Annotated in this window: 29 protein-coding genes; 17 read left to right on the forward strand and 12 right to left on the reverse strand. The window is 35.4% G+C overall.

Annotated elements, in window-relative coordinates; translation table 11 throughout:
• Positions 1–34: 34 nt before the first annotated feature.
• The 4 genes from Q0A18_RS01795 to Q0A18_RS01810 form a co-directional block, all read right to left on the reverse strand.
• Positions 35–1219, reverse strand: a complete 1185-nt coding sequence (locus Q0A18_RS01795; protein ID WP_292008455.1) for a hypothetical protein — start codon at positions 1217–1219, stop codon at positions 35–37.
• A gap of 110 nt (positions 1220–1329) precedes the next feature.
• On the reverse strand, positions 1330–1599 hold the full coding sequence (locus Q0A18_RS01800) for a hypothetical protein (RefSeq protein WP_292008456.1): 270 nt from the start codon (positions 1597–1599) through the stop codon (positions 1330–1332).
• A gap of 96 nt (positions 1600–1695) precedes the next feature.
• Entirely contained in the window at positions 1696–2757 is a 1062-nt protein-coding gene (locus tag Q0A18_RS01805) for a nitronate monooxygenase (RefSeq protein WP_292008457.1), read from the reverse strand.
• A 47-nt stretch (positions 2758–2804) separates the two neighbouring features.
• Positions 2805–3680 carry an aldo/keto reductase gene (locus tag Q0A18_RS01810; protein WP_292008458.1) on the reverse strand — a complete coding sequence of 292 codons (876 nt, stop codon included), beginning with the start codon at positions 3678–3680 and terminating at the stop codon, positions 2805–2807.
• Positions 3681–3769: 89 nt separating this feature from the next.
• On the opposite strand from Q0A18_RS01810, the gene Q0A18_RS01815 reads away from it, so the two are divergent.
• A complete protein-coding gene (locus Q0A18_RS01815; RefSeq protein ID WP_292008459.1) occupies positions 3770–4204 on the forward strand; it encodes a GNAT family N-acetyltransferase in 435 nt (144 codons plus the stop codon).
• Complete coding sequence (locus Q0A18_RS01820; RefSeq protein ID WP_292008460.1) at positions 4204–4677, forward strand: GNAT family N-acetyltransferase; 474 nt, start codon at positions 4204–4206, stop codon at positions 4675–4677. The genes Q0A18_RS01815 and Q0A18_RS01820 overlap by 1 nt, the downstream gene beginning before the upstream one ends.
• On the opposite strand, the gene Q0A18_RS01825 is transcribed toward Q0A18_RS01820, so the two are convergent.
• Positions 4654–5550 (reverse strand): LysR family transcriptional regulator, encoded by an 897-nt coding sequence (locus Q0A18_RS01825; RefSeq protein WP_292008461.1) that lies wholly within the window; start codon positions 5548–5550, stop codon positions 4654–4656. The genes Q0A18_RS01820 and Q0A18_RS01825 overlap by 24 nt on opposite strands.
• 106 nt (positions 5551–5656) lie before the next feature.
• On the opposite strand from Q0A18_RS01825, the gene Q0A18_RS01830 reads away from it, so the two are divergent.
• From Q0A18_RS01830 to Q0A18_RS01845, 4 genes are all read left to right on the forward strand, one after another.
• A complete protein-coding gene (locus tag Q0A18_RS01830) occupies positions 5657–6271 on the forward strand; it encodes an NAD(P)H-dependent oxidoreductase (protein ID WP_292008462.1) in 615 nt (204 codons plus the stop codon).
• Positions 6271–7155 carry an NAD-dependent epimerase/dehydratase family protein gene (locus Q0A18_RS01835; protein ID WP_292008463.1) on the forward strand — a complete coding sequence of 295 codons (885 nt, stop codon included), beginning with the start codon at positions 6271–6273 and terminating at the stop codon, positions 7153–7155. The genes Q0A18_RS01830 and Q0A18_RS01835 overlap by 1 nt, the downstream gene beginning before the upstream one ends.
• Before the next feature lie 12 nt (positions 7156–7167).
• Positions 7168–7458 (forward strand): putative quinol monooxygenase, encoded by a 291-nt coding sequence (locus Q0A18_RS01840; RefSeq protein WP_292008464.1) that lies wholly within the window; start codon positions 7168–7170, stop codon positions 7456–7458.
• A 77-nt stretch (positions 7459–7535) separates the two neighbouring features.
• Positions 7536–8210 (forward strand): type 1 glutamine amidotransferase domain-containing protein, encoded by a 675-nt coding sequence (locus Q0A18_RS01845; protein WP_292008465.1) that lies wholly within the window; start codon positions 7536–7538, stop codon positions 8208–8210.
• 76 nt (positions 8211–8286) lie between these two features.
• Here Q0A18_RS01845 and Q0A18_RS01850 read toward each other — a convergent pair whose 3' ends face one another.
• Genes Q0A18_RS01850 through Q0A18_RS01860 form a run of 3 tightly spaced genes read right to left on the reverse strand, consistent with a single transcriptional unit; the run spans position 8287 to position 9794 of the window.
• Positions 8287–8727, reverse strand: coding sequence for a carboxymuconolactone decarboxylase family protein (locus tag Q0A18_RS01850; RefSeq protein WP_292008466.1), 441 nt, complete (start codon positions 8725–8727; stop codon positions 8287–8289).
• A 3-nt stretch (positions 8728–8730) separates the two neighbouring features.
• Positions 8731–9162, reverse strand: coding sequence for a DoxX family membrane protein (locus tag Q0A18_RS01855; RefSeq protein ID WP_292008467.1), 432 nt, complete (start codon positions 9160–9162; stop codon positions 8731–8733).
• Positions 9163–9221: 59 nt separating this feature from the next.
• Positions 9222–9794 (reverse strand): Crp/Fnr family transcriptional regulator, encoded by a 573-nt coding sequence (locus Q0A18_RS01860; protein ID WP_292008468.1) that lies wholly within the window; start codon positions 9792–9794, stop codon positions 9222–9224.
• Positions 9795–9859: 65 nt separating this feature from the next.
• Between Q0A18_RS01860 and Q0A18_RS01865 the strand changes: the two genes are divergently transcribed.
• Positions 9860–10225 carry a DUF1304 domain-containing protein gene (locus Q0A18_RS01865; protein WP_292008469.1) on the forward strand — a complete coding sequence of 122 codons (366 nt, stop codon included), beginning with the start codon at positions 9860–9862 and terminating at the stop codon, positions 10223–10225.
• Between the two features lie 24 nt (positions 10226–10249).
• On the opposite strand, the gene Q0A18_RS01870 is transcribed toward Q0A18_RS01865, so the two are convergent.
• Together Q0A18_RS01870 and Q0A18_RS01875 are read right to left on the reverse strand one after the other, a co-directional pair.
• Positions 10250–10693 carry a thioredoxin fold domain-containing protein gene (locus Q0A18_RS01870; RefSeq protein WP_292008470.1) on the reverse strand — a complete coding sequence of 148 codons (444 nt, stop codon included), beginning with the start codon at positions 10691–10693 and terminating at the stop codon, positions 10250–10252.
• Between the two features lie 11 nt (positions 10694–10704).
• Positions 10705–12774: a TonB-dependent receptor gene (locus Q0A18_RS01875; protein WP_292008471.1), complete on the reverse strand. Its 2070-nt coding sequence runs from the start codon at positions 12772–12774 to the stop codon at positions 10705–10707.
• Between the two features lie 118 nt (positions 12775–12892).
• Between Q0A18_RS01875 and Q0A18_RS01880 the strand changes: the two genes are divergently transcribed.
• From Q0A18_RS01880 to Q0A18_RS01910, 7 genes are all read left to right on the forward strand, one after another.
• Positions 12893–14044, forward strand: coding sequence for a homogentisate 1,2-dioxygenase (locus Q0A18_RS01880; RefSeq protein ID WP_292008472.1), 1152 nt, complete (start codon positions 12893–12895; stop codon positions 14042–14044).
• 53 nt (positions 14045–14097) lie between these two features.
• Complete coding sequence (locus Q0A18_RS01885) at positions 14098–15372, forward strand: acetyl-CoA hydrolase/transferase C-terminal domain-containing protein (RefSeq protein WP_292008473.1); 1275 nt, start codon at positions 14098–14100, stop codon at positions 15370–15372.
• 122 nt (positions 15373–15494) lie between these two features.
• Positions 15495–16292, forward strand: a complete 798-nt coding sequence (locus tag Q0A18_RS01890) for a hypothetical protein (RefSeq protein WP_292008474.1) — start codon at positions 15495–15497, stop codon at positions 16290–16292.
• A 242-nt stretch (positions 16293–16534) separates the two neighbouring features.
• The gene (gene hppD, locus Q0A18_RS01895; RefSeq protein ID WP_292008475.1) at positions 16535–17665 is read left to right on the forward strand and encodes a 4-hydroxyphenylpyruvate dioxygenase; all 1131 of its coding nucleotides are present in this window, start codon (positions 16535–16537) and stop codon (positions 17663–17665) included.
• 63 nt (positions 17666–17728) lie between these two features.
• Complete coding sequence (locus tag Q0A18_RS01900) at positions 17729–18187, forward strand: hypothetical protein (RefSeq protein ID WP_292008476.1); 459 nt, start codon at positions 17729–17731, stop codon at positions 18185–18187.
• Between the two features lie 55 nt (positions 18188–18242).
• Positions 18243–19490, forward strand: a complete 1248-nt coding sequence (fahA, locus tag Q0A18_RS01905; RefSeq protein WP_292008477.1) for a fumarylacetoacetase — start codon at positions 18243–18245, stop codon at positions 19488–19490.
• The gene (locus tag Q0A18_RS01910) at positions 19490–20311 is read left to right on the forward strand and encodes a flavin reductase family protein (RefSeq protein WP_292008478.1); all 822 of its coding nucleotides are present in this window, start codon (positions 19490–19492) and stop codon (positions 20309–20311) included. The genes fahA and Q0A18_RS01910 overlap by 1 nt, the downstream gene beginning before the upstream one ends.
• A 33-nt stretch (positions 20312–20344) precedes the next feature.
• On the opposite strand, the gene Q0A18_RS01915 is transcribed toward Q0A18_RS01910, so the two are convergent.
• Both Q0A18_RS01915 and Q0A18_RS01920 read right to left on the reverse strand, forming a co-directional pair.
• Positions 20345–21163 carry a TerC family protein gene (locus Q0A18_RS01915; protein WP_292008479.1) on the reverse strand — a complete coding sequence of 273 codons (819 nt, stop codon included), beginning with the start codon at positions 21161–21163 and terminating at the stop codon, positions 20345–20347.
• 41 nt (positions 21164–21204) lie between these two features.
• Positions 21205–22053, reverse strand: a complete 849-nt coding sequence (locus Q0A18_RS01920; RefSeq protein WP_292008480.1) for a dienelactone hydrolase family protein — start codon at positions 22051–22053, stop codon at positions 21205–21207.
• A 70-nt stretch (positions 22054–22123) separates the two neighbouring features.
• Between Q0A18_RS01920 and Q0A18_RS01925 the strand changes: the two genes are divergently transcribed.
• Genes Q0A18_RS01925 through Q0A18_RS01935 form a run of 3 tightly spaced genes read left to right on the forward strand, consistent with a single transcriptional unit; the run spans position 22124 to position 24338 of the window.
• Positions 22124–22897, forward strand: a complete 774-nt coding sequence (locus Q0A18_RS01925; protein ID WP_292008481.1) for a HipA family kinase — start codon at positions 22124–22126, stop codon at positions 22895–22897.
• Positions 22884–23267, forward strand: coding sequence for a DUF3037 domain-containing protein (locus Q0A18_RS01930; protein ID WP_292008482.1), 384 nt, complete (start codon positions 22884–22886; stop codon positions 23265–23267). The genes Q0A18_RS01925 and Q0A18_RS01930 overlap by 14 nt, the downstream gene beginning before the upstream one ends.
• A 12-nt stretch (positions 23268–23279) precedes the next feature.
• A complete protein-coding gene (locus Q0A18_RS01935) occupies positions 23280–24338 on the forward strand; it encodes an alpha/beta hydrolase (protein ID WP_292008483.1) in 1059 nt (352 codons plus the stop codon).
• The last annotated feature ends 36 nt before the right edge of the window (positions 24339–24374 follow it).

A 24374-nucleotide genomic window follows, 5' to 3' on the forward strand; every position in this document is an offset into this window, starting at 1 on the left:
AAATAAAAAGACTTTCAAATATTTGAAAGTCTTTTTATTTAACCCTTTTTTTACGTATTACATATAATCCTGTATTTTTGATAAGAGGATCTACCTCACCGGTTTCATTATTCCTATAGCCGCCTAAATTCAGTCCATAATCCAAAAATCCAATATCAGAATTCTTTTTGAATTTTTTAGGTAGTTCATACAAAAACAGATTATTCTCACATTTCATATCATCAAAATACTTAACTGCTTTAGCTTTGAAATATATATTTTCCTGACGATAAGAAAGTTTAAAGTATCCTGTATTAATGAAAGAGGGAGCTACCCAATCCGGCAAATCCAGAATACTTCCGGTAAAAAAATAGTCCTCTTTCTTACGTGATAGCATCTCTACCTCAGTATCCGTCTGATAATCCAATTTCCGTTCTTTTAAAATCAGAGTATAATACCTATCCAAATAACGATCGTCTATTCTTTCTCCATTTGTTTGGGAAGAATAGAAACCATTTTTATAATCTTTCAACAAAGTCAGTCGTTTATCTGAAAGTTTCGCAGGATTATTTTTAAAATCAATCTGTCCGATGGTATCACTTTCCATCTCCCCGCCACTCAGACTCTTAAGAGTAAAATCTTCTTTCTTTGAAAACAGCAATATCCACTGATCTTTAATTCTGAAATAGATGGGAAAACCTCGCTGATCATCATCACCATTCCGCTCCCTATCATAAAAAACCAGCTCAGCACCATGATATTGTTTTCTAAATTCAGATACAAAATTTTCCTCTGTCATTTCATCCTGAGCATTCAAAATTTTCGAAAAAGCAATATAGATGAGCTTCTTTCCGGAAAAGTCATACACACCCTTATCCGTAAACACATAGGGGATAAAATTGGCAAAATCAAAGGCAGATGTAAACTTTTCATTTCTCAAGTCATTGGAAATGATAATATTTCCTGAGGAATCATATTTTGTTAAACCCTTAAAGTTTTTCAAATAAAATTCATTTTTAATACTATCGTAAAGAATAGGAAAACTTCCCTGTGCTTTTACTATCTCATAATTTTGAGATTCCGGACTTTGGGTCAGTTCTTTAAAATACTGATAAGATTTAGGCCTGAAAAGATCAGAAGTAGTAATATTAACTGTGGTACATCGATCCAGAAAAGCTAATGCACATACTATTCCAATGATCAGAAATAACAGTATTTTTATATTTCGGGGATTCATCATAAAACAAGCAATATAATCATTACCTAATAATGAATAAATATAATGCTATTTTGTCTTTAAACCCACTGTATCAAAAAAAGAACTCTGCCTGTCAGAGTTCTTTTTCATATTTATATATTTCTTGCTTTTCTTTCCTCTTTGATTCCTTTAAGGCTTATAAGCATAGGAATCATAAATAAAATGAAAAAAATAGGTGAAAGCGAAAAAATACCAAATCCGTTTCTTATTGTTATAAGCACTGAGATAATAAGTAATAACAGGATTAAAGTAATCTGGGCACCCAAAAGGCTCTTAAATCGTTTTTCGTCTTTTAATAAGTCTTCATCGCTTAATTCTGAATATTTCGTTCTGTTGTTCATTTTTTCAATATTTGTATTCATTATGTAACGGTTTCCAAATAGAATAGGCCTATCACCCCATCTATCATCAAACTACAACCAATAACTAATAATATATATCAAAAATAAACAATTTTATTAAATATTTTCACATTCATAAATGAATTTATTCAAAATATCCGTTACAGATAATTCACTATATTCCTGAATAGACTGTCCTACCCAGATATTCACGAAATCCGGGTTTTTCATAGATTTAGCCACTTTCCTGAGTTCATCCGTCAATTTATTCTGATAAGGATAGGGCAAAATACATTCTGTTTTATCCAGGACATCCATAAATTTATTTCGGATTCCTCTCGCATACCGCCCGGAAAAGCTCCGTGTTAAGATAATATCAGATTCTTTTACTTTCTGGAGCTCTTCTTTTTCAAAAGGCTGTAAAGCACTCTCATGAGCAGCCAACAGCATGCTTCCTACCTGAAATCCTTGTGCTCCCAAATCATTGGCAGCTTTTAAAGTATTTGCATTATAAATTCCTCCCGCATAAATCAAAGGTATCTTCACCTTATCATAAACCTGGGATAAAAGTGACAAACCTCCAATCTGCGGTATATGATCTGTTTCAAAAGTTCCTCTGTGACCTCCGGCTTCAATTCCCTGAACACAGATCATATCAATACCTGATTTTTCCAGAATCAAGGCTTCTTCCACCGAATTACAGGTTCCTATAAGAATTATATTATTCTCCTTTAGTTTTTGAATACTTTCCTCATCAAGATTCCCAAATGTAAAACTCAAAATCCTGCATCCTTCTTCAATAATTACCTTAAGCTGCTCATGGTATCCATTCACTTTAAGATCTTCAAGGGAGGACAGTTCTACCTCAATCCCTTGTTCTTTGGCCAGTTCTTCAATAAATTTTTTAGATTTAGCATATTGAACTTTCAAAGAATCGGTGATCTCAGGAATGGAATGGACAAAAATATTAACCGCAAACGGCTGATCGGTAAGTAATTTTGTTTTTCTGATTAATTCTCTGGATTGACCGGCTGAGAGATCAGCTAATGCCAGAGATCCCAGGCAACCAGCTTTAGTGGCAGCTGCAACCATCTCCGGAGTGCTTACTCCAAACATCGGAGCCTGAATAACCGGATATTGTATTTCTAGTAATTGAGTTATCGTTTGAGACCAGATCATATGTTTTTTTAGTAAAAATAAATACTTATCCCTTATGATTTTTATAATTAAATATCAGCAATAGAATTTAACATTTTCTTTTCCCATTCCGAATCTTTAGGATCAAAGAATAATCTTTTACCTGTATCCAAAGAACGGATTACATTCATTTCCTCTCCTGATAATTCAAAATCGAAAACATTAAAATTCTCTTCTATTCTTGATGGAGTAACAGATTTTGGAATCACAACGAAGCCTTCCTGTAAATGCCATCTCAAAATAACCTGTGCTACTGTTTTATGATACTTCTCTGCAATCTTTTTCAGATTTTCATTATTTAAAAGTTCAGCATTTCCATTTCCTAAAGGGCTCCAGGGCTGTGTAATAATATTATTCTTTCTGTCATATTCCTGTAATTCCTTTTGCTGAAAGACAGGATGCAATTCAATCTGGTTAACAGCAGGAATTGTTTCGGAATGAGATATTAATTCATCCAGCTTTTCCACCGGAAAATTGCAAACTCCAATTGCTTTAATCTTTCCTTCATGGTATAGTTCCTCCATTGCTTTCCAAGCTCCCGGAAAATCATTATATGGCCAGTGTATCAGGTACATATCCAAATAATCCAGCTGCAACCTGTCCAGACTTCGCTGAAATGCTCCTTTAGCCTTGTCATAAGCTATGTCCTGAACCCAAAGTTTTGAAGTAATAAACAAATCGTCTCTGTTAACACCACTATTTTGAATAGCCTTTCCTACAGCTGTTTCATTAAGGTAAATAGAAGCTGTATCTATCATTCTGTATCCGGTTTCGATGGCTTTAATTACAGTAGCCTCACAAAGCTGAAGATCCTCAATCTGCCATACTCCAAATCCTAAAGCAGGAATGTCTATTCCGTTATTTAGCTGTACGACAGGCTGTCCTGAATATGTTTTTTGTTTCATAATTCCTTATTTTTTATTCTAACAAATTTGCGATAAAAACTTAAATTGATAGCAACTCTTATTAGTTTATTTTTGCATAAATTAAAGACATGTCTTATCAAATTATTCCAGCAGAGCCAAAAGATTATCACAGAATCATGGAAATATGGACATCTGCTGTAAAAGCAACTTATGATTTTTTATCAGAAGAAGATTTTAACTATTTCAAGGAAGTAATCCCAAGAGATTATCTTCCTAATCTTGAAGTATATATCATCGTTGAAGATGGAATTGCCAACGGTTTTGCTTCTGTGGCTGAAGATACCCTGGAAATGCTTTTCATCCATAATGATGCAAGGGGAAAAGGTTACGGAAAAAAATTGTGTGAATTCATGAGGAAAAAAACGCAATTCACCAAAGTAGATGTGAATGAACAAAATCCTCAAGCAATAGGTTTTTATGAAAAAATGGGCTTCCACACCATTGGGAGATCAGCAAAAGACAGTTCAGGAAAAGATTATCCTATCATTCATATGAGTTTATAATGGCAAATTATATATTTACCCAAATCAGCAGTGAGGAAATTCCTTATCCTCTGCTTTTGTTAGCTGATGAAACCGTAGAAGCAATTGATAAATATATTTTCAGTTCTGAAATATATGTCCTGAAAGATCATCAAAAGGAAATTGCCGTTATGGCATTATATAAAAATAGCGCCCAGCAACTGGAAATCAAAAATATTGCTGTAATTCCCTCCTTTCGAAATCAGGGAATTGGAAAGATCCTTATCAACAAAGCCAAAGAAATTGCCGTTAAAGATCATTTCGCTTCTCTCATTGTAGGAACTTCCGATACTGGATATGACCAGATAAGATTCTATGAAAAGAATGGTTTTATAAAAAAAGAAATCCGCAAAGACTTTTTCATTAAGAACTATCCTGTGCCTATTTATGAAAACGGAATGCAGATGCGGGATATGATCATACTTGAATATTTACTTCATAACCTTTCTGAATAAACTTTTAATATGAGCAATTTCGTTAGGATAACTCGTATTTTTACGACATCCGAAATAAAGAGTGTTTTCTAATTTTCGTTCTCCTTTCCAGATAAGGCTGATTTCTTTATTATCTATCTCATTTTTACATAGAAAATCCGGAATCACCGCCAGTCCGGTTCCACCTTTCAGACAGCGAATAATAGAATTTAGATTGGGAACAATATAATTAGGTCTGAAATCAGGTTTATGTCCGAAATTCAAAGTCCAGAACTGAAAAAGGTGCTCCATATCTCCTGTGGTTCCGTACCATTTTTCCTGTTTCAGCCAATCTTCTATTTTTTCACTATCACCGGATTCTAATGTATTTTGAAAGCTTTTGATATTCACTTTATTTCCGCCAACAAGAATAATCTGCTCGGAAGAAAATGCTTCATGTTCTATATTCGGAGAAGAGCCTTTTTTAGGAGTAATAATCAAATCCAGAATTCCTTTGTCAAGCTGATCCAGCATTTCCGGATATTCTCCAAAACAGATAATCAGATTGAAGGGAAGACTTGAAACATATTGCTCCAAAGTCGTCTGAAAAGTTTCAAAACACATTCCTACACTAATCGTTGGTGTACTTTTCTCCGTAGATTTCTGAAAGTTTTTCTCCACTTCTTCCAGCTTAGATAAGGATTCAGAAATTGCATTAAATAAAACTTTACCCCGTTCCGTAGGATGCATTTTCCTTCCGGTCCTGTCAAATAATTTATACCCAACATAAGCTTCCAGCGAGCTTAAATGAAGGCTTACTCCGGGCTGGGAAATGAATAATGACTCAGCAGCTCCCGTTAGGGTTCCTGTTTTATAGATGGCTTTAAAGGTTCGGTACCATTCCAGATTAACCATTACATCAGTTATTATAATTATAATACAAAGATATAATTTATATTATTTTTATTATACAATATTCTCTACTAATTTTGCATAGTAAATATAAACATTCATAAAAACAATGAAAAAAGTATTAATAATAAATGCCGGACAAAACTTCGGGCATTCGGGAGGAAGATATAATAAAACAGTTACAGAAAGTACAGTGGAAGCTTTAAAAGCTTTTAGCAACATAGAAGTTCAGGTAACCCATATTGAAGAAGGATATGATAAAGATGAAGAAGTTCAGAAATTCGTTTGGGCTGATTATATTATTTATCATACACCTATCTGGTGGTTTCAGGTTCCATTCGGATTTAAAAAATATCTGGATGAAGTGTTTACTGCCGGACATAACAAAGGTTTGTATAAAAGTGACGGTAGAAGCTCTAAAAACCCTGCCATTAACTATGGTACCGGAGGAACACTTAATGGCAGAAAATATATGGTAACCACTACCTGGAATGCTCCGGCAACTGCTTTTACACTTCCGGGAGAGTTTTTTAATGAAACCAGCGTAGATAACGGACCACTATTTGGATTCCATAGAATGAATGCATTCCTTTCTTTAGAAAGATTAGACGGATTCCATTTTCATGACGTGGAAAAGAATCCCAATGTGCAAAGAGATATGAAACTGTACAAAGAACATGTACTCAACATATTTAAAAAAGAATTAACCTCTCAATCAGTATAATGAAAAAAATTTTTATCACAGGAGTTACCGGTTATATAGGAGGAAGTATTGCCGTAAAACTTTTAGCTAAAAATTATCAGGTCTACGGATTAGTCCGAAAAGATACTGATATTGAGGTACTGACATCAATGGGAATGCATTGTATAAAAGGAGATATACACAACGAGAATATCATAAGATCCGCTATTGCGGAAACCGACGCTATTATTCACACCGCAGATTCTGCTGATGACGCTTATTCTGTAGATAACATTATTAATACATTACAAGGGAGTGGAAAAACTTTTATTTTCACTTCCGGATCAGCTATTTTTGGGGGAAAAGAAAATGGCGAGAAGAAAGACTTTGTATTTACAGAGGATATTCCTTTACAACCCAGGTTAGAAATGGTTTCAAGAGTATTAATCAACCAGCATATTTTACGTTCAGCCCAACACAATATAAGAAGCATTGTCATTGTTCCCACTATGGTATATGGCACGGGATTAGGATTAAAAAAAGAAAGTATACAAATACCCTCTCTTATTAAGTTTTCTAAGGAAAAAGGCTTTGGAGTTTATTTTGGAAAAGGTGAAAATATCTGGTCGAATTTACATATTGAAGATTTAGCTGACCTATATATACTGGCCCTCGAAAAGGCAAAAGCCGGATCTATTTATTACGCCGAAAATGGGTATGCGAGTATAAAAGATCTGGCCCATAAAATAAGCGAGCATTATCATCTCCTACCCCCTCAGTCCCTAAAAGTAGAAGAAGCTGTTGACAGGTTCGGCCCTGCCGGAGGATACTTTGGATTTGCGTCGAACAGTTTTTGTAATTCTGACAAAGCGAGAAAAGAATTAGGCTGGAACCCCCAATATAATTCAATTGAAAATTTTATTTAATTTTATATTATTATGAAAATCTATTTAACTGCAATAATTAAAGCCAAAGAAGAATATAGAACTGATGTTTTGGAAGTTCTTCAGAATATGGTAAAAGAAACAAAAAAAGAGGAAGCCAATGAATTATATACTCTTCATCAAGGAATAGAAGATAAAAATCAATTCATCTTTTACGAAATCTGGAAAGATCAGAAAGGATTGGATGAACATAATCAGCAGCCCTACCTTCAGGCTTTCACTGCTATTATTGATGAAAAGCTACAGGAAAAACCTCAGATTTATACCACTCACATTCTGGACTAATGAAAAATATAGCAATTATATTGATAGCATTGTTAAGCACAAGTCTTATCCAGGCACAAAATAAAAAATCGAATCATATGAAAAATAAAATTTTATTTGTAATTACCAGCCACGACAAAAAAGGTAACACAGGAGAAAGTACCGGCTATTATCTGGGTGAAGTTTCCCATCCATGGGAAGTTCTTCATAAAGCCGGTTATGAAATTGATTTTGTAAGCCCTAAAGGCGGAACTCCTCCCGTAGACGGATTTGATCTTAAAGATCCTGTTAATAAAGAGTTTTGGGAAAACAAAGAATATAAAAATAAGATTGATAATTCCCTTCAGCCCTCACAGGTAGATCCGGCCCAGTATGCAGCTATTTTTTATGCCGGCGGTCATGGCGCCATGTGGGATTTTGCAGATAACACACAACTTGCAGGCATTGCTTCAAAAATTTATGAGAACGGAGGTATTGTGGCCGGTGTTTGCCATGGTCCTGCCGGTTTGGTGAATATTAAGTTAAACAATGGTAAATACCTCGTAGATGGCAAAAAGATCAATGCTTTTACAAATGAAGAAGAAACAGAAGTAAAACTTACCCATGTCGTTCCATTCCTTCTAGAGGACCAATTAAAAGCAAGAGGAGCAAAATTCGAAAAGTCCGGGCTTTGGCAGACTCATGTCGTAACGGATCAGAGAGTAATTACAGGGCAAAACCCTCAATCCGCAAAAGGAGTAGGAGAAGCCATTTTGGAAGAACTTAAAAAATAATTATTACCATACCTTATAATAATAAATAAGCGTATCAATGAATGATACGCTTATTTACTTTACTGAAGTCCATCCTTTATTTCATGACAGGCAAATGTGTACTTATAGCAATTCTATTCCATGCATTAATGGTAACAATAGCCATAATAATCTGTCCTATCTGATGATCATCAAAAAACTGCTGAGCTTTTTTATACGTTTCTTCCGTCAAGCCTTGCTTATGGATTAAAGTAACTTCTTCAGTCATCGCCAAGAGCACCTTCTCCTCTTCCGTGTAAAGATCGGTTTCTTTCCATGCATTTAAAAGAAAAAGTCGTTGAGGCGCTTCTCCATACTTTAAAGCATCTTTGGTATGCATATCCAGACAGAAAGCACATCCGTTGATCTGAGACGCTCTGGTTTTGATCAGTTCTTTCTGTATAGGAGTTAAAGAAGCCGACTGAAGATAAGCTTCCAGCCCCATCATTGCTTTGTAACCTGCAGGCTCAGTAGTAGCCATATTAATGCGTGTACTCATAATTTATTTTTTAATTAAGTGATCTATGGTGAATGAATATCTTTTCTGGCCAGCCAATAAAAATGCAGCTGCACTTCCTATCCAAACGGAATAATCCAGCGGAGCTTTAGCTCCTAATGCGATCGTCATCGATAAAGCAAAAATCAGTAATAAAAATCCGCTTCCATATGCAGCCATCTTAGTTTTGAATCCAATAATCAGCATCAAAGGAAACAGTATTTCCAAAAAAGTTGCCGTATAGGCCGAAAGAATTCCTAAACTTTCAGGAAGGAAAAAGATCAGCTGCCTCGTATAAGTTTCAAAATTCGCCCAGTTTCCCCAAGTTGAATTTTCTCCCCAAAACCCAAACCTATCTGCAACTGCAGAGAGCATAGATACAGCAATAGCAATTCTTAAAAATAATTGAGAAAAATCTAAATCTCTTGGGTTTGCCATGATCTTTTTATTAACAAGACAAAGTTGAGACTTATGGATCTTAAAAATCTTAAACTGGTTTAAGATCGTAATTTAGCTCTTATTTCACTTAAATATTCTGGTGTAAAACCTAAAAAGGAAGCTATAAGATATTGAGGAATTCTCTGAATAAACCATGGAAACTGTGTACTGAATTGTAAATAAAGTTCCTCTCGGTTGAATTCATATAAATAACGGATTCTTCTTTCTGCAGCAGCACAAGATTTCTGATATACCATTCTGAAATAATGTTCCATTACCGGATGTTTCTGCAACAAAAGCTCCTGAGACTTAAGATCAATACTCAAAACAACCGATTTTTCCACTGTCTGGATATTGAAATCAGACTTTGTTTGTCTTTCAAATGCAAAAGTATCAGTCATCCACCAATTTTCTATCGCAAATTCCGTTGTCTGCTCTACCCCCTTTTCATTAACAAAAAACTTTCTCAGACATCCTACAGACACAAAAAATAGAGATTTACATATTTCCCCCTCCTTCATTAGATTCTCCTTCTTTTTGAACTGAAGAATTGTAAAGAAAGATAAAATCGAAGTATATTCTTCATCATTAATCTTAATAAATTTATCCAGATGGGCTCTAAAACTTTCCATTTTACATTTTTAAGTAGTCAAACTTAATTTTATTTTTTTAGTTTTACAATAAGAAACAATACGGGATGGAAATAATTGCAAAAGTTTTAATTGCCATAGTAGCCCTAGAGCATATTTATATTCTCTGGATGGAAATGTTCGCCTGGGAAACCAAAGGTAAAGAAGTATTTAAAGCTGCTTTGCCTGCTGAAATGTTTAAACCTACAAAAGGGCTTGCTGCCAATCAGGGATTGTATAACGGTTTTCTTGCGGCCGGTCTTATCTGGTCTTTCTTCATTAAAGATCAGCAATGGCAGGATAATATTGCACTGTTCTTCTTAGGGTGTGTTACCGTAGCAGGAATCTATGGTGCAGTTTCAGCTACAAAGAAAATATTTTTTGTGCAGGCATTACCAGCTATATTAGCCATTATTGCAGTACTTTTAAAGTAATTAAGATCATATCTTAAGAATAGCTCAAAGCCCCAGTAGCTCTTTGAGCTTTGTCTTCATTTCTTCCGGTCCCCATAAGCCTTCATGATAATCAATAAGATTCAATTCTGCATCCAGAATGATCCAGAGCGGATAAACCGGTTGCTTCTTATTTCTGGATAACGCCAGTACAATCTCATGAACACCGGAACTTCCATTAGGAATATAGGAAAAATTATTTTCCTGAAACCGGATTTTTTCTTTTGTTCTCTCCGCTTCAAAACTGATCACGTAAAAGTTATCATTTATAAGTTCAACAAGCTCTTTATCCTGATTCAGATGAAATGATTCCACTTTACAGATCGTACACCAATCTGTATAAAAATGAATCAATACCGGACGTTTACCCTGCGAACTTTCAAGTCCGGAAAAAGTACCTGTTTCTATCTTCTGAGAAAAACAGAAACAAGGTACTAACATTAAAAACATTAAAAAACTTTTCACTTTATGCTGTATTTTACACCCAGAAAGCCCCGGATTCCCTGCATAGGAGCATAACCATAGGCAGTATCAAAAGTGTAATGACTGGGGTTATTGATCGGATCATCTGCATATTGATCAAAAGGATCAAATGGTCTCATCAGAGGATCTTCAGGAGTAAAATTGAAGAGATTCTTAATTCCGCAATACACCTCAAATCCGGATTCAAAACGTTTGGAAACCTGAATATTGGCCAAAGAGTAAAAAGGAGAATAGTCTGGTCTGTAATCATTAACCTGAACCGGGAGCCTCATCGGTCCATATAACTGGCCGGTAAAATCTAAAGTCAACCCTTCTGAAAACTGATAAGTTAATGCATAAGTTCCACTCCATTTGGGCGCATGTAATTGTTGTACTTTCCTATCTTCATCGTCTATTTTTTGGTAGACATCTAAATAGGTAACTCCCAGGTTAACTGTCAATGGAAAAGTAAAGCTAAAATCCATATTCATTGAAAGCCCTCTTGAAATTCCATAACCATGAAGATTATCATAAATGATCTTATCCGGATCAGTATCAAAATCACCCACAATTTTATTACTGAAATAAGTATAAAAAGCAGATGTATCAAGATTAAGGAAACGGCTACCTACAGGAATTTTCCATACATAATTCAAGTTTCCGTTCACCGAACGTTCTGGTTTCAGATCAGCTTTAATAATCACTTCCCGCGAGCCTGTTAATGCTGCATGATCCTCTGTAAATAAATTCACCACCCTAAACCCTGTTCCAAAATTGAATCTTATTGTATGATAAGGATTATGAGAAAACTTCCAAGCTGCTCTCGGGGAATGTACCGAATGATGAATCTGATCATAATCATAACGGTAGCCTAAAAGCAGAGTATTCTTAGAATCAATTTCCCACTGATCCTGAATAAAAGCCCCTAAAATAGGAGATTTCATAGTCTCATTAGTCAATCCGTCAGACGATAATGTCCCCGGTGTATTATCATCATAAAAAGTTCTTTTATAAGTTAAACCCGTAATCAGATCATGATTCCCTAATTTCCTATTCCAGTAGGTCTGCACAAAAGCTACTTTCTGTAGGGCTTCATAAGGGTTATTACCATAAAAAGAATTCTGATCATGATAGTTATATGAAAACTGTGAAATAACCTGTTCTTTTAAAGGCCATTGATATACTCCAAAGGCTTCTACCCTGTTTGTATAAATACTTTCTCCATAAATTTCACCACTTCCTCTGTAAGATTTATTCCATTGCATCTCGCCTCCGAAACGGTCCTCATACAAATACCGTAAAGCAAAACTCGCCATGCGGTTTTCTTTTCTCTGAAAATTCCATTTATTAAAAACTGAAATTCTTTTCTGTAAAGCCGCATCAGTAAAATTATCCTTGTTTTGATCTATTCTCTCATTAAAAATGAAATAGTTCAGACTCAATAATGAAGCTGCATTTTTTCCGGCATTGAACTTGGTAGACAGATCCAGATTATTTTCACTCCATGTATTTGTCATCATATCAATGCTAAACCTGGGAGCCGTCAATGTATTTTTAGTAATGATATTGATAACGCCACCCATTGCTTCAGAACCATAAAGAGAAGAAGCCGGACCTTTCACTACTTCCACCCTTTCAATAAGGCTATTAGGAATACCGCTGAGTCCATACACTGTGGACAATGAGCTTACAATAGGCATTCCATCAATAAGAATCATTGTATAAGGTCCTTCCAGTCCATTGATATGAATATCTCCCGTATTACAAACCGAACAGTTCAGCTGTGGTTTTACTCCATTTACCATAGCTATAGCTTCAAAAATATTAGGTGTCGGGTTTTTCCGGAAAAATTTCGGACTGTAAATTTCGACAGCAACTGGGCTTTTTGATTTGCCTACAGGTTTTATTGTCCCTGTAATCACAACATCTTCAATATCTTTTGTCACCTCATTTCTTTTCAAACTGTCTAAAGAGCTTTCTTTCTGATATGATTTCAGGTTTAAACTATCCATTTCCTGTGCTTGAAAAAAAGATGATAAAAGAATGATAAAAAATAATATTCGTTTCATGAAATTAAAATTGTTAGACAAATCTAACAATTATTATTAAAATCAAAAACTTTATGATAAACATTGCTATCCCAATTCTTAAAAATTTATTAAATTTGAGAAAATATAAAAGGTTAAAATGAGATACAATAACGCCGGGAATATCCCACAAAAAAGGCATACCATTTTCAAGTCTCCGGAAGATAAGTTCTATTATGAGCAACTTTTCGGGACCGAAGGTTTCCATGGTATTTCTTCCTTACTTTACCACATTCACCGCCCTACCCAGATAAAATCTATAGGAATACCTAAAGATGTAAGTCCTAAAATAGCGGTAGATAAAAATGTCACACCAAGGATGTTTAAAGGGATGAACGTAACTCCCGAAGATGATTTCCTTGACAGCCGCAAAATCCTTTTGATGAATAATGATCTAAAAATGGGATTGGCCAAACCAAGAAGATCTACTGATTATTTTTATAAAAATGCAGAATGTGATGAACTTTTATTTGTTCATGAAGGAAATGGAGTCCTTAAAACGTTTGTGGGCAATCTTGATTTTTCTGTAGGCGATTATCTCATTATCCCTCGAGGTACCATTTATCAGGTAGAACTGGAATCCGAAAACAATGTATTTTTTGTTTTAGAAAGCCATTCACCCATTTATACTCCAAAAAGATACAGAAATGAATTCGGGCAGCTTTTAGAGCATTCACCGTTCTGTGAAAGAGATATCATTGCTCCTACCTTTGTAGAAGCCAAAGATGAAAAAGGAGAATTTCTCATTAAAGTAAAAAAAGAAAACCAGATTACGGATTTCATTTATGCGACTCATCCGTTTGATGTAGTAGGATGGGACGGGTATTTCTATCCATATAAATTCAATATTAAAAACTTTGAGCCTATTACCGGAAGGATACACCAACCACCTCCGGTACACCAGAATTTTGAGGCTCATAATTTTGTAGTATGCTCTTTCTGTGCAAGAATGTACGATTACCACCCTATGGCCATTCCTGCACCTTACAATCATTCCAATATTGATTCTGATGAGGTACTGTTTTATACTGAAGGAGATTTTATGAGTCGTAACCATATTGATTTAATGGATTTTACACTTCATCCGGGAGGAATCGTACACGGACCTCACCCTGGTGCTATGGAAAGAAGTATCGGGAAAAAATTCACTGAAGAATATGCGGTCATGGTAGATCCTTTCCGTCCTTTAAAAATTACAGAAGAAGCTATGAAGGTAGAAGATCCTTCTTACAAAACTTCCTGGCTTGAATAATATACACAAACTGATAGATAAATAATTTATAAACCAAAATAGAAAACATTTAAATGTCGAATTACATTAGTGCAGAAGAAGCTATATCCGTTATAAAAAGCGGAGATCGTGTTTTTTTCCATGGGAGTGCATGTACTCCTAATTATTTAATTGATGAACTGGCAAGACAGGCATCAAGACTAGAAGGAATTGAAATGGTATCCATTACCCAGCAGGGAAATGTAGAGATTGCTAAACCTCAATATAAAGATACATTCTTTGTCAACTCCCTATTTGTTTCCTCACCCGTAAGAGATGCGGTTAACTCTGAAAGAGGAGATTTTGTTCCCGTATTTTTGAGTGAGATTCCTATCCTGTTCAGAAAAAATATCTTACCTATTGATGTAGCATTGCTTACTGTTTCTCCACCCGATAAACATGGTTTCTGTACTCTTGGAACCTCAGTAGATGTAGCAAGAGCTGCCTTAGATACAGCTAAAATAATTATTGCAATGGTAAATCCACTAATGCCGAGAACTCATGGAGACGGAGCTGTTCATATAAGCAAAATAGACAAACTGGTTTGGCGTGAAGAAGAACTACCAACAGTAGATTATGGTGCCAAAGTAGGGCCTGAAGAAATGCTTGTAGGAAAACATGTGGCGGATCTGATCGATGATAAATCCACCCTGCAAATGGGTATCGGAACAATCCCTGATGCAGTTTTAAAGTGTCTGAACAACCATAAAGATTTAGGAGTTCATACGGAAATGTTAAGTGACGGTGTGATAGACCTTATCAAAAATGAAGTTGTTAATAATAAATACAAAGGATATCACGAAAATAAGACAATCACCAGTTTCTGTTTTGGAACAAGGAGATTATATGATTTTGTAGATGATAATCCTGTAGTCGTATTCAAAGATGTAGGAGATGTTAACTTCCCTATCAACATCATGAAAAATAAAAAAATGGTGGCGATCAATTCTGCAATAGAAATTGACCTTACGGGTCAGGTTTGTGCAGATTCAATCGGAACTTTGCAGTACAGCGGAATCGGAGGACAAATGGACTTTATGAGAGGAGCCGCTTTAAGCGAAGGAGGAAAACCTATTATTGCCATTACCTCGAGAACTAAAAAAGGGGTCTCCAGAATAGTTCCATTCCTTAAAGAAGGTGCAGGAGTTGTAACGACAAGAGGTCACATCCACTATGTAGTGACAGAATATGGTACAGCTTATTTGTATGGAAAAAATTTATTACAAAGAGCTCATGCCCTTATCAGTATTGCTCACCCTGATGACAGAGAAATGTTGGAAAAGGCTGCATTCCTAAGATTTAAACATTAATAATTTTCATTAAACACACTATTTAAATTCAAAATAATAACATCTATAGTATAGATAGAGAAAACTAAAAAATTCCTTATTTTTTGGCAGTATTTTTGATTAAATCCTTATAAAATCGGAAATTGAAAACTATTTACAATTTAATAAGAGAGGAAGTTACAAATCACCCCAAGATTAAGAACTCAGTCTTAGGAAAAGTAAAAAAATGGAAAAGAAGTCATTATATAATACTTTCCGAAATCATTAAAGAAGAATTGTCTGAAGCAGAAGAGCTTCAGGGTGGTAAAAGATTTGAAATAGGAAACACTATATCGCACGTCACATTACAGCGTTTTTTCGAAAATGATTATCAGGATAAAACCCATAATGACTTACGCTTTCTCAAGACTTTGGATAAAATTTGTATTTTCTTGGGACATAAAGATCTGAATTCCTACATACAGTATGTAAAAGATAGTATTCAGGAAAACGACTTGAAAAGTGAGGATGAACTTTCCAAAGAATTAGTTAATCTCTATTGCAACGCAGCTTTTGAGTTGTATAAAAATTTTCCGGACCTAAAACTGGATCTCCTTGATGATTTGGTAATCAAAGACTCTCCTTTTCTTGAAAGAGTTTCAGTTTTTGGTCAGGAACTATGTCAGAAGGACTTCCAACTGGTCACTAAAAATAACAGATCCAATCATGAAGTCTTTGATATACAGATCATAACGGAAGATTCTGAAAAAAAAGTATTGGAATCTCAGGAATTTTGGAATCTCCTGTTTAGGGTAGGAGAAACTGATGAAGAATACTTTGTTAACCAGCTCAGCACTCAAACTTACTTTATCAGAAAAATAGATAATAAATGGAAGATATGGGATATATATAATCCTAATGCGGGAAGGCTTAATGATAAAGCAAAAAGCCGTAGTTTGTAACTACGGCTTTTTTGTTGTGTGTTTTTCGAAATATTCTCTTCCATCATTTTGGATATACAAATCTACAAAACAACATCTTAGTATCACAAACTTAAAATACACTTAAATACACTTAAGTATACTTAAATAAACTCTTCCTGCTCGTTATCGATATGAAATCCGAAGGAATCTACCTTTCACCTTTCCATATTTCTAAGATTTTTGTATTTTGCATACCAAATAAATAAAGTAAAAAGATAAATATGTCAACACTTACGTTTGCCGAAAAAATTGCTCAAGCAGAAAATTTTCTACCAATCAATGGTACAGATTACATTGAGTTTTATGTGGGAAATGCTAAACAGGCTGCCCATTTTTATAAAACTGCTTTCGGATTTCAGTCTGTAGCTTATGCAGGACCTGAAACAGGAGTAAGAGATCGCGCTTCCTATGTTGTTCAACAAGGAAAGATAAGATTGGTTTTAACTTCCGGTCTTCAGTCTGATTCGCCTATCTGCGAACATGTAAAAAAACACGGTGATGGAGTAAAAATTTTGGCACTTTGGGTGGATGACGCTTATAAAGCTTTTGAAGAAACTACAAAAAGAGGAGGAAAACCTTATTTAGAACCTGTCACTTTGAAAGATGAGCAGGGAGAAGTAAGAATGTCCGGAATTTACACTTATGGAGAAACAGTCCATATGTTTATTGAAAGAAAAAACTACAACGGAGCTTTCATGCCAGGTTATGAAAAATGGGAAAGTGATTATCAGCCTACTGATGTAGGGTTGCTTTATGTAGATCATTGTGTAGGAAACGTAGACTGGAACCGCATGGTCCCTACTGTGGAATGGTATGAGAAAGTAATGGGATTTGTAAACATTCTTTCTTTTGATGACAAACAGATCAATACGGAATATTCTGCACTAATGTCTAAGGTAATGGCCAACGGAAACGGATATGCCAAATTCCCTATCAATGAACCTGCCGAAGGTAAGAAGAAATCTCAGGTGGAAGAATATCTTGACTTCTACGAAGGTGAGGGAGTACAACATATTGCGGTCGCAACTAAAGATATCATCTACACAGTTACTGAATTAAAGAAACGAGGAGTGGAATTTCTTTCCCCTCCCCCAGAGGCATATTATGATATGGTTCCGGAAAGAGTGGGACATATTGATGAAGACATTAAGAAATTACAAAATCTTGGTATCCTTATTGATTGTGATGAAGAAGGTTATTTATTACAGATATTTACCAAACCTGTAGAGGACCGCCCTACTCTTTTCTATGAAATCATTGAAAGACATGGTGCACAAAGCTTTGGAGCCGGTAACTTCAAAGCATTATTTGAAGCATTGGAAAGAGAACAGGAGAGAAGAGGAAATCTTTAAAAATGAAATTATATGTTTTGTCAGGATAATAGTTCTGGCAAAACTTTTTTATAAACACTGCACATGAAGAAAATATTCATCGGAATTTTATTACTGGGAAGCTTAGTTGCCAAAGCTCAGAATTTTGGAACACTTAATGAAATTCTTAACAGACTTGAAGAAAAAAAAGGCATTAATCAGAATCTGGAAAATGTAGATGTAAACAATAAAAAATTCATCTTAATAAAAGACTTTGATGACCATACAGAAAGGAACTTTATCATTATCAAAGGAAAAGATGTTACCTATGTGGAAATTTTTGATGATAAACAAACCAACGAAAGCACCTCCAATGTTTTTACAGGAGATATCATCAGAAAAAAAAATATCATTTCTTTGAGAGCAGACATGCTTGAGAATAAAAAAGTTCCCTTACCTGTTACCAAAACTTTGCTTTTAACTAAGCAAAAGGATATCCTGTATCTTATCGATGTTAATACGAAAGAACGATGGATAGACGAAGAATCTTTCAATAAAAAATAACCCCCGAAATGTAAGAGGTATGTGCTCTTATTTTTTCACATTTAATTTTAATCCTATGAAATCATTTGTAGAGTACTCCTCTAAATCAGACTTTTCAATATATAATATCCCATTTGGTGTAGCAGTTTTCAATAAAGAATATATCGGCTGCTGTACTAGGATCGGAGATCAGATCATAGATCTGGCTACCTTGTATGATCTCGGTTATTTCGAAGACATTGAAGGGCTTGATGATAATATTTTTGAAGCCTATACCATCAACGAATTTATTGAATTGGGAAAACCCATTACAAATGCAGTTCGTACTAAAATTCAGGAATTATTACAGGAGGGCTCATCTCTTTCCAAAGATCAGAAAACGATCGAACAAGCCTTCTATGATCTTGATAAAGTGAAAATGATGATGCCTGTTCATATTCCGAATTATACGGATTTCTATAGCAGTATAGAGCATGCTACAAACGTGGGAAAAATGTTCCGCGATCCAAACAATGCTTTACTGCCCAACTGGAAGCATTTACCTGTAGGATATCATGGAAGAGCATCCTCAATTGTTGTATCAGGTACAGAAATCAACCGTCCGAAAGGACAGACAAAACCTGCCGAAGCTGAAAAGCCAATATTTGGTCCGTCCAAACAACTGGATTTTGAACTGGAAATGGCTTTTATTATTAATAAAAATACAGAAATGGGAGATTCTATTTCTACCAAAGAAGCTGAAGATGCTATTTTCGGAATGGTAATTTTCAACGACTGGTCTGCAAGAGATATTCAATCATGGGAATATGTACCTCTCGGACCATTTTTAGGAAAAAATTTCGGTTCATCTATTTCTCCTTGGGTAGTTACCCTTGAAGCATTGGAGCCTTTTAGAACCCTTTCTCCTAAACAAGATCCGGAAGTATTGGATTACTTACAATTTGACGGAGATAAAAACTACGATATTAATCTGGAGGTTTATCTGCAACCGGAAAACGGGGATCAAAACCTGATCAGTGAAAGCAACTATAAATATATGTATTGGAATATGTGCCAGCAACTGGCACACCATACCGTGAACGGATGCAATATAGAAGTCGGAGATATGTACGCCAGCGGAACCATCTCAGGAACTGATCCAAAATCTTTCGGTTCTATGCTTGAACTGACATGGAGAGGCCAGAATCCATTACAATTAAATAACGGAGAAGAAAGAAAATTCATTGAGGATAACGATACTGTTACCATGAAAGCATGGGCTGAAAAAGACGGTATAAGAGTAGGTTTTGGAGAAGTAAGCGGAAAAATTATACCTGCAAAATAATGAAAACACTCATTCCATCGGAAATATCTCCTGTACAACTACAGACAGTGATGCAGACAGCTATTTCACCACGTCCTATTGCATTGGCTTCTACTATCGATAAGGATGGTAATTATAATTTATCTCCATTCAGTTTCTTTAATATGTTCAGTACGGTTCCGCCTGTTATCGTTTTTTCACCGTCAAGACGCGTAAGAAACGGAACGACCAAACATACGCTGGAAAATATTCTGGAAATTCCGGAAGTAGTGATCGGAACGGTTAATTATTCCATAGTACAGCAGACCTCTCTGTCTTCTACAGAATATGACAACGGCGTCAATGAATTCATTAAATCCGGACTTACGATGAAGGATGCTGATCTTGTAAAGCCTAAACTTATCGAAGAATGTCCGGTTAACTTCGAATGTGAAGTTCTGGAAACAAAATCTTTGGGAGATCAGGGAGGAGCCGGAACTTTGGTGATCTGTGAAGTTAAGAAGATCCATATTCGGGAAGAATACCTAAATGAAGACGGTATTCTTGATCAGACCAAACTGGATATGGTAGCCCGTTTAGGAGGAAACTGGTATTCAAGAAACAATACAAATAGTTTATTTGAAGTACCCAAGCCTCTTGTCACCAAAGGAATAGGCTTTGACCTTCTTCCCGAAGCAATCAGATACAGTAAAATATTTACAGGAAATGATTTGGGAATGCTTGCCAACGTAGAAATATTACCCGGCAGCAACTTCCACTCTGACGAAAAAATTCATCAGAATGCTCAAAAGCATTTATTGGAAAATAATATAGAAGCAGCCTGGCAAATACTTATAAAATAAAAAAGGAGTGAAAATTCACTCCTTTTTATTATTTTATTCATCGATTTCAAGATTATCTTTTAAATCCGGATTCAGCTTTAAAGCTTTCTTTCTTTTGTTTCTCACATTGATATTCAAAAGCTCTACCAATAAACTGAATGCTAAACAGGAATAAATAATATTTTTACTGATATGCTGATGGATACCTTCTGCAACAAGCATTACCCCAATTACTACAAGAAAAGACAGGGCCAGCATCTGTAAACTCGGATACTGATTAATAATCCTCGAAATAGGCCCGGCAAACATCATCATAATTCCTATCGATACAATAACGGCTATAATCATTAGTACTACATTATCAACCAAACCAACAGCTGTTAAAATCGAATCCAAGGAAAACACCATATCAACCAGAATAATCTGGATAATCACTGTGGTCAAAAGACTGGACCCTGCCGATTTAGGAGCATGATGAGGTTCATCATCAATCTGCATCTTGGAATGGATTTCGAACGTACTCTTAAGGATTAGGAAAAGCCCTCCTGCCAGTAATATAATATCCTTCCAGCTTAACAGCAAGGGAAGGTCGGTTCCCGGTTCATCGATAAAACTGAGGGTAAGAACGGGGTCTTTCAGTCCGATAATCCAGTTGATCATCAGCAAAAGCATTATTCTGAATACCATTGCCAGAATCAATCCAATATTTCTGGCTTTCCTCTGTTGAGCTGCCGGAAGTTTATTGGATATAATGGATATAAAAATAATATTGTCTACCCCTAATACAATTTCAAGAAAAGTAAGTGTAAGCAAACTGATCCAGATCTGGGGATTCGCAAAATTGGGAAATTCCAATGCGGAGAAAAGGTCCATATGTGTTTATTTTAATAATCGTGTTAAAAATACGATTTTATCTATTTAGTTTGGAATCTGTTATTAATAAAATCTATGCATTTATTAACAAGAGTCTGCAAATCATCAGGGAAAGTATTTTCTTCCCAGGGTTCTTTAGCCCCAAATACATGATTGGCTCCTTCAATCAGAAATAATTCCGAGCTGGCATTTAAAAGATGTAAATGTTCGGCATTTCTCACATCCACGCTTTCATCATGGGTCCCATGAATAATGAGGATATGTGCCTTAGCCATTTCTATAGCTCTTTCCACATCGAAACGTACCGGATCTTTTTGATAGTCTTCATAAAACTGATAGAAATGAGGCATCTGCTGTTTTGTCCTTCCATTGACCACGTAATATACTCCTGATTCTTTCCAGTTTTCAAGGCGGTCTCCTTTCGGAAAGCGTTCAAGGCTGTCTACACTTGCCAGAGTAATCAATCCGTTAATTCTTTCGTCTTCAAAAGTTTTTACTATGGAAATTCCTCCTCCTCTACTGTGTCCTATCAAAATAACTTTATGGGAATCAACTTTAGGATTATTGATAAAATAGTCGATAACGGCTCCTAAATCTGATAATTCTTTAGAATAATTATTATTTCCAAAAGCCTCCAGGTCACCGAAGTGCTGGGGATCATCCAGTGTAGTTCCGTTAAACGAAAAATTAAATTTCACAAAAAAGAAACCTGCTTCTGCAAATTTTTCTGCCATTAAATTCCAGGCTCCCCAATCTTTATATCCTTTATAACCGTGAGCAAAGAGAATTAACGGCAGCTTTTCTCCTTCCTCCGGATAGAATGAATCGGCAAGAAATTCTCTGGTCTCCGGATTTGAAATAACAAGATTCTTATTTTTTATGATTTTCATATCAGTTCTTAATGAGTAATTGTTCTACAAATATATCCAAATCGAGATTAAAAATCTTATTTTTGTTCTTATGTTGGATATAAGGACAGTAACCGTCATGCGTTATATTCTGCCATTGCGTGAAGGCGGATCTTTACCTGCTTTAGCTGAAGCGGATGATGATTTTAAATATGTATTGAAATTCCGGGGTGCAGGCCATGGAGTAAAAATGCTGATTTCCGAACTTTTAGGCGGAAAAATAACTGAGGTATTAGGATTAAAAATTCCTGAGCTGGTATTTGTAAACCTTGATGTCGATTTTGGAAGAACGGAAGCTGATGAAGAAATTCAGGATCTTTTGAAATTTTCTGAAGGACTTAACCTTGGATTACACTATCTGTCCGGAGCCATAGCTTATGATCCGGGAATCAGTATAGATCCGTTACTCGCTTCCAAAATTGTATGGCTGGATGCTTTTATAACTAATATAGACCGTACTTATAAGAATACCAATCTTTTAATGTGGCACAAAGAACTTTGGGTGATTGATAACGGAGCTTCTTTTTATTTTCATCATTCATGGCAAAATTTTGATACTGCCGCAAAAACTCCCTTTAAGTATGTAAAAGATCATGTTTTACTCCCTAAAGCGACAAAGCTGGATGAGGCTGATCAATGGGCTCATGAGATTTTAAATGACGGTATTTTCAGAGAGGTTGTTAATTTAATCCCCGAAGACTGGTTACAATGGGAAGATGCCGATGAATCTCCGGAAGAAATCCGTGAGATATATTTCCAATTTATGAAAACAAGATTAGAGAATTCCACAATTTTTGTAAACGAAGCGAAAAATGCAAGAGGATAAAATATACGAATATGCAGTTATACGCCTGGTCCCTAAAGTTGAAAGAGAAGAGTTTTTCAATATAGGACTGGTTATGTTTTCAAAAAAGGAAAAATACATTCGTGTGGAATTTTACCTATGTCCTGATAAATTCAGATTAATGCACAGTAAGCTGGATTACGACGATATTATCCATAATCTTGAAAGCTTCCAGAAAGTGGCTCACGGACAAAAAGACGGTGGTCCTATTGCACAGCTTGAAATTCCGGAGCGTTTCCGCTGGTTAACCGCTGTAAGGAGTTCTGTAGTACAGACTTCAAGACCTCATCCTGGAAAATCCAAAGACCTTGATAAAACTTTTGATAAACTTTTTCAGGAATTGGTTAAATAATCTCATTTTTATATGAAGATACTCAACAATAATCAATCATCCTTTCAAAGGTTTTTATTCAACCTGTTTTTCATAAGTCTGGTATTCGGGAGCTTTCATCAAGGGTTTTCACAAAGCAAAATTCCTGAACAACCCAAAATTGAAAAAAGCATTCTCCTGACAGAAAAGACTCTGATTTCTGAAAGCATAACATATAAAACTGATGAAAACGGGAATTCTATTCTTCTGGATATCTATCATCCAAAGAATACTTTTGGTAGAAATCTTCCCATCGCTATTTATGTTCATGGAGGAGCATGGGTTCTCGGAGATAAAACTATACGAAAGGGGAGCTATATTGAAGATCTGATCTTAAAATTGGTTGAGAAAGAATATATTGTCATCAGTATTAACTACAGGCTGGTCAACGAACATACTCATTTTCCGTCTCCTATCCAGGATTGTAAAGATGCGGTTCGGTGGGTAAGAAAGAATGCAGAAAAATATCATTTTGATACTGCTAATATTGGTTTGATCGGAACTTCTGCAGGGGCTCATTTATCACTATTAACCGCTTATACCAGTGATAATGATTTTATAGGAAGCCCAGAACTGGCCTCCTATTCGGCAAAAGTAAATTATGTAGTCGATAATTACGGACCTGCAGATTTAAATAAATTAATGCGTACAAGGCTTGGAAAAGTACAGACTGCCATTGCTGGATTATTTTTAAAAGAGCTTCTTGAAAGACGATCAGATCTTTTATTAGGACTCACGGGATATGATATTGAAAAAGATAAGAAAAAAATCATAGAGATCTGTCAATCAGTTTCTCCCCTCGCATATGTTAAAAATGCTGTCCCCACTCAGATTTTACAGGGAAATAAGGACAAAATCGTTCCCTTAAAACAATCTAAAAAGTTATATAAAACTTTAAAGAAAAATAACATAGAAACCTCTCTCACTATCGTAGATCAGGGAACTCATGGCTTCAAGACTACAGATACCGATCATCTCCATGAGATCGTGAATGAAATGGTTACTTTTATAATTTCCCACACTTCCCTTACGACCTCAGCTGAAAAACTGTAAACTATACATATATTAAAAAAAATATTCCATATATAG

The sequence above is a fragment of the Chryseobacterium sp. genome, assembly GCF_022712095.1.
GTDB lineage: Bacteria > Bacteroidota > Bacteroidia > Flavobacteriales > Weeksellaceae > Chryseobacterium.